This is a genomic window from Mesorhizobium sp. M7A.F.Ca.MR.362.00.0.0, assembly GCF_004023175.1.
In the GTDB taxonomy this organism is placed as follows: Bacteria; Pseudomonadota; Alphaproteobacteria; order Rhizobiales; family Rhizobiaceae; genus Mesorhizobium.
Map to the genome: position 1 here is coordinate 6,506 of NZ_RZTF01000083.1, position 5,397 is coordinate 11,902.

Genomic DNA, 5,397 nt, shown 5'->3' on the forward strand with positions numbered 1-5,397 from the left:
AGATAGTAGCGGTCGTCGCCGTCGGGGGCGCGGCCCAGTTCGCGCAGTCGTGTCTCGCGGCGCAAGGCGCGGCGGTCGAGCCGGGTCTGCGGCGGCTGGATGGCGATGACCTTGCCGGTATCGGCATCGACGATCACGCGGTTGCCCCTGGCGTCGTAGTAGATGTCGAGATTGCCGTCCTGGGCGACAAGGATGCCACCGGTATCGGCGACACGGACAATCGGTGGTGCGCTGTCCTGCGTCGGGGCTGCGATTGCATTGGCAGACAAAAGCCCGCCGGCAAGTACCGAAAGGGTGAAGATCGTACGCAGCATAGTGGCGAAACTCTCCGGTCCGTAATTGCCGCCGCCCGGCATTGTTCTCTGGCGAAGCCCCTCGTCAGCAAACCAGTTACCCACCATATGGTTCCAACATGAACCGGGCATGAAGATGGCGGTTTTCCAGCGCCTCGAGGAATATAGACTAGCTTGCGGCAAGTCCCAATTCCTTGCGCGCCTGCCTGGTCAGTTTCAGGGCTACAAGGCGATGGCTCTCGCGCAGATAATCCTTCAGCGCGGCATCATCCATGCTCTGGCTTGTCCGACGCTGGATCCATGTCATACCGCGCGAGGCAAGATAGGGCGCGGGCCGCAGGCCCGGCTGCTCCTTGAGCACATCATAGGCGATATCGGAACATTTGAAGGTGACGAAGAGCTGCTGGCCCTGATCCCAGCCGCCAACCGCGAAGACCTTGTTTCCGACTTTCCAGACATGGGCGCCACCCCATTGGACAACGTGACTCGTCGCGGGCAGCGAGGCGCAGAAGCCGTTGTAGTCGTCCAGCGTCATCCCGCCCCCCTTTTTTGCGCACGTCGCCCAAAACTGGCCCCGGTTTGGGGAAAACGACATGCATATGACAAAGACCTAAAACGCCGCGGGTCCGGGAAGGACGCGCGGCGTAGGATCAGGCTGCCACTTCCGCCGCGACGATCGCCGGCTTCGAGCGGAAGTTCAGCCGGTCGGAACCGGCTGTCACCTTGACGGTCGAGCCGTCGAGGATGTCGCCGAGCAGGATCTTCTCCGCCAGCGGGTCCTGCAATTCCTTCTGCATCACCCGCTTCAGCGGCCGCGCGCCATAGGCCGGATCGTAGCCCTTGGCCGCCAGCCAGTCGACCGCCTCCTGGTCCAGCGACAGCGTGATCTTGCGGTCGACAAGCAGGCTCTCCAGCCGCTTGAGCTGGATCTCGACGATGCGGCCCATATCCTGCCGGCGCAGCCGGTGGAACAGGATCACCTCGTCGACGCGATTGAGGAACTCCGGCCGGAACGACGCCCTGACAACACCCATCACCTCGTCGCGAACCAGATCGACGTCCTGATCCTCGGTGAGATTGACGAGATATTCGGCGCCCAGGTTCGATGTCATGATGATCAGCGTGTTGCGGAAGTCCACCGTGCGGCCCTGCCCATCGGTCAGGCGGCCGTCATCGAGCACCTGCAACAGCACGTTGAACACATCGGGATGCGCCTTCTCGATTTCGTCGAACAGCACGACCTGATAGGGCCGGCGCCGCACCGCTTCGGTCAACGCGCCGCCTTCCTCATAGCCGACATAGCCGGGGGGTGCGCCGATCAGCCGGGCGACCGAGTGCTTTTCCATGAACTCCGACATGTCGATGCGCACCATCGCGCCCTCGTCGTCGAACAGGAAGCTTGCCAGCGCCTTGGTCAGTTCGGTCTTGCCGACGCCCGTCGGCCCGAGGAACATGAACGAGCCGATCGGCCGGTTCGGGTCCTGCAGGCCCGCGCGAGCGCGCCGCACCGCTTTGGAAACAGCCTGCACCGCCTCGCCCTGGCCGACGACACGCTTGCCAATCTCGTCTTCCATGCGCAGCAGCTTGTCGCGCTCGCCCTGCAGCATCTTGTCGACCGGAATGCCGGTCCAGCGCGAGACGATATGGGCCACGTGATCCGGCGTGACCACCTCTTCGACCATGCCGGCCTTGCCGTCCTGGGTTTCGGCCTCCTTCAGCTTCTTTTCCAGTTCCGGGATCTTGCCATAGGCAAGCTCGCCGGCGCGCTGGAATTCACCCTTGCGCTGCGCAATGGCGAGCTCGTTGCGCGCCTCGTCGAGCTGCTTCTTGAGGTCGGCGGCGAGCCCGAGCTTCTGCTTCTCCGCCTGCCATTTGGCAGTGATCTCGGTCGATTCCTCCTCGAGGCCGACGAGTTCCTTTTCCAGGCGGGCAAGCCGATCCTTCGAGGCGTCGTCCGTCTCGACCTTCAGCGCCTCGCGTTCGATCTTGAGCTGCATGATGCGGCGATCGATCTCGTCCAGCGCCTCGGGCTTGGAATCGACCTGCATGCGCAGCCGCGATGCGGCTTCGTCGACCAGGTCGATCGCCTTGTCCGGCAGGAAGCGGTCGGCGATGTAGCGGTTGGACAGCGTCGCCGCCGCCACCAGCGCGGAATCCGAAATGCGCACCTTGTGGTGCTGCTCGTACTTCTCCTTCAGGCCGCGCAGGATCGAGACGGTGTCTTCCACCGTCGGCTCGTCGACGAACACCGGCTGGAAGCGGCGGGCAAGGGCTGCATCCTTCTCGACATGCTTGCGATACTCATCGAGCGTGGTGGCGCCGACGCAGTGCAGCTCGCCGCGCGCCAGCGCCGGCTTCAGAAGGTTCGACGCATCCATAGCGCCATCCGCCTTGCCGGCACCGACCAGGGTGTGCATCTCATCGATGAACAGGATGATGTTGCCGCTGGCCGAGGTGACTTCGGAGAGCACGGCCTTCAGCCGTTCCTCGAACTCGCCGCGATATTTGGCGCCGGCAATCAGCGCGCCCATGTCGAGCGCCATCAATTGCTTATCCTTCAGCGATTCCGGCACGTCGCCATTGACGATGCGCAGCGCCAGGCCTTCGGCGATCGCCGTCTTGCCGACGCCCGGTTCGCCGATCAGCACCGGATTGTTCTTGGTGCGGCGCGACAGCACCTGAATGGTGCGGCGAATCTCGTCGTCACGGCCGATCACGGGGTCCAGCTTGCCGGCACGGGCATCCGCGGTCAGGTCGCGCGCGTATTTCTTCAGCGCGTCGTAGCCCTGTTCGGCACTCGCCGAATCGGCGGTGCGGCCCTTGCGGACGTCATTGATGACCTGGTTGAGCGCCTGCGCGGTGACGCCGGCCTTGGCCAGTATGTCGGCGGTCTTGGCCGACTTCTCCATGGCCAACGCCTGCAAGAGCCGCTCCACCGTGACAAAGCTGTCGCCGGCTTTCTTGGCCAGTTCCTCGGCGGTCGAAAACGCTTTTGCCAGCGGCTGGGCCAGATAGAGCTGGCCATTGCCGCCCTCGACCTTGGGCATCGCTTCGAGCGCCGTCTCGACGCCAAGCTTGACGTCGCGAACGTTGCCGCCGGCGCGTTCGATCAGCGACGCGGCCAGGCCCTCATCGTCGTCGACGAGCACTTTCAGGATATGCTCAGGGGTGAATTGCTGATGGTTGCGGGAAAGCGCCATAGTCTGCGCGGACTGGATAAAACCGCGCACGCGCTCTGAGTATTTCTCAAGGTTCATATCTGTCTCCTTCCATCACCGGCCCGCTTTGCGGCACCGGATCCGATTGCGGTGACGGACCCTCCCATTCGAGCCGGGTCCAGTTGAGGCTGATATGGTGCACAAGCTCCGAACCCTCAAGACGTCTCGATATCGGCAACTTCATAATATTGCACGGCCGCCCAAACGAAAACGGCGGAGATTTCTCTCCGCCGTTCAATGTCTTGAAATGCCGTTCAATCAGTTGTCGATATCGACATTGATCGGTTGGGCGTTGCCGCTGTCGACCGGGGCCGCAGCCGCCTCGCCGGCGTTGGCCACGGAATTGGCATTGTCACTACCGCCATCAACCTGATCGGCGTTGACGCGCGGGCGGCGCGGCCGCCTCGGACGACGGGCAGCACCGCTTTCGGCGGCCGCCTCGTTGAGTTCGGCCTGGGCCGCAAGGCCTGCCGGCGAAAGATTCTCGAACGACGGAGCCGGTTCGGCCGCAGCAACGGATTCGGTCGGCGCGGCGGCTTCGGCCTCGCTCGGAGCCTCGTTGCGCTGGGGCTGGCCAGCTTGCTCGGCGGACGATGCATAGTCGCGCTGGCCGTTCTGGCCGTAACCGCCATTGGGGCGACGATCGCGATGGCGCCCGCCATTGTTGTCGCGGCCACCATTGTTGCGCCCGCCATTATTATCACGGGCCTCGCGGCCACCTTCCCGGTTGAGCGCAACCTCGGCCGGCGTCCCTTCGATGACCGGCTGCGGGCCGGCGCCATGGTTGATCACCGGGATCTGGGCATCGGAAACAGTGTTGCTGTTGTTGCCGCCATTGTCGAAATCGTCGCGGTCCTCGTCGCCGTCATCGTCGAAATCATCACGATTCTGCTGCGCGTTCTGGATCGGCATCTGCGCCTGTGCGGCCGCGATGATGCGATTGTAATGCTCGGCGTGCTGGAGATAGTTCTCCGCCATGACCCGGTCGCCGGAGCTGTGAGAATCGCGGGCAAGGGTGGCGTACTTTTCGGCGATCTGCTGAGCCGAACCGCGGATCTTCACATCCGGGCCATTGCTCTCGTAGTTGCGCGCCAGGGGATTAGGCCCCTTGCGGTTGTTGTTGCTATTGTTGTTGTTATTGTTACCACCGCCGCCGCCATTATTATTGCGACCGCGCATGCGCCTGTTCTGCTGTTGTGGCCTCATCAAACTCTCTTCATTTTGAAATTTTCGAAAAACTCTTCACGAACGGAGGCGCTCATGCAGCCAGCCGTTTCGTCTCTTCACCGGCGTTCGCCCGCATCGATTGCGTTGGCGCCACGTGCCATCCTGTTCCGGTTACATCACTTGCCGGACGATTCCCGCACGAAGCTTGGGCATCGTTTGCGCAAGAAGGCAGCTATTTCCAAGGAAAACCGAATCGCTAAGAGCACTGCCTGCTTCGTCTCATCCGGTTAAGGCGACCCTAGCCGCATTCCCCGGCATTGCCAAGCGCTTTTTTGCACTGCGTCAAGGCTTTATCCTTTCAAAGACAATAACCCTGTCGTTTCCGCCGAGGTCACGAAAAGCACCGCCCGACACGTAGCCGGCTACAGCGAATATCTCGCAGACCTCGTTGCGTTGCGTATGGCCGATCTCGACCGCAATCCTGCCTTCAGTTTCCAAAAACCTTGCCGCTTCCGCAGCGATGGTTCTGTAGGGGTTCAGACCGTCCGCGCCGCCATCCAGGGCCAGGCGCGGGTCGAAATTGCGGACTTCGTCCTGCAGATTTCCAATGTCTTCGGTGGTTATATAGGGAGGGTTTGCGGCGATTACATGGTACCGGCCGAAAACTTTTTCGAACCAGTCCGACTGCAGCGCCGTGAACCGGTCTGCAAGACCCAGTT

At 62.4% G+C, this 5,397-nt stretch carries 3 protein-coding genes and 2 pseudogenes (1 of these 5 running past the window's edge); all 5 read right to left on the minus strand.

Going from position 1 to position 5,397, the window contains the following annotated elements:
• A pseudogene (locus EOC06_RS42455) lies at positions 1 to 314 on the minus strand (hypothetical protein); the annotation flags it as partial.
• Between the two features lie 148 nt (positions 315 to 462).
• Positions 463 to 828 (minus strand): MmcQ/YjbR family DNA-binding protein, encoded by a 366-nt coding sequence (locus EOC06_RS13395; RefSeq protein ID WP_127322773.1) that lies wholly within the window; start codon positions 826 to 828, stop codon positions 463 to 465.
• A 115-nt stretch (positions 829 to 943) separates the two neighbouring features.
• Positions 944 to 3,550 (minus strand): ATP-dependent chaperone ClpB, encoded by a 2,607-nt coding sequence (clpB, locus tag EOC06_RS13400; RefSeq protein WP_128307976.1) that lies wholly within the window; start codon positions 3,548 to 3,550, stop codon positions 944 to 946.
• 219 nt (positions 3,551 to 3,769) lie between these two features.
• Positions 3,770 to 4,717 carry a DUF4167 domain-containing protein gene (locus tag EOC06_RS13405; RefSeq protein ID WP_128307977.1) on the minus strand — a complete coding sequence of 316 codons (948 nt, stop codon included), beginning with the start codon at positions 4,715 to 4,717 and terminating at the stop codon, positions 3,770 to 3,772.
• 303 nt (positions 4,718 to 5,020) lie between these two features.
• Positions 5,021 to 5,397: pseudogene (prmC, locus tag EOC06_RS13410) on the minus strand (peptide chain release factor N(5)-glutamine methyltransferase); it runs 464 nt beyond the window's last position.

What these genes read in the sequence shown, in the direction of transcription:
- EOC06_RS13395 (WP_127322773.1), bottom strand. Translation starts at nt 828, where the DNA reads ATGACGCTGGACGACTACAACGGCTTCTGCGCCTCGCTGCCCGCGACG.
- clpB (WP_128307976.1), bottom strand. Translation starts at nt 3,550, where the DNA reads ATGAACCTTGAGAAATACTCAGAGCGCGTGCGCGGTTTTATCCAGTCC.
- EOC06_RS13405 (WP_128307977.1), bottom strand. Translation starts at nt 4,717, where the DNA reads ATGAGGCCACAACAGCAGAACAGGCGCATGCGCGGTCGCAATAATAAT.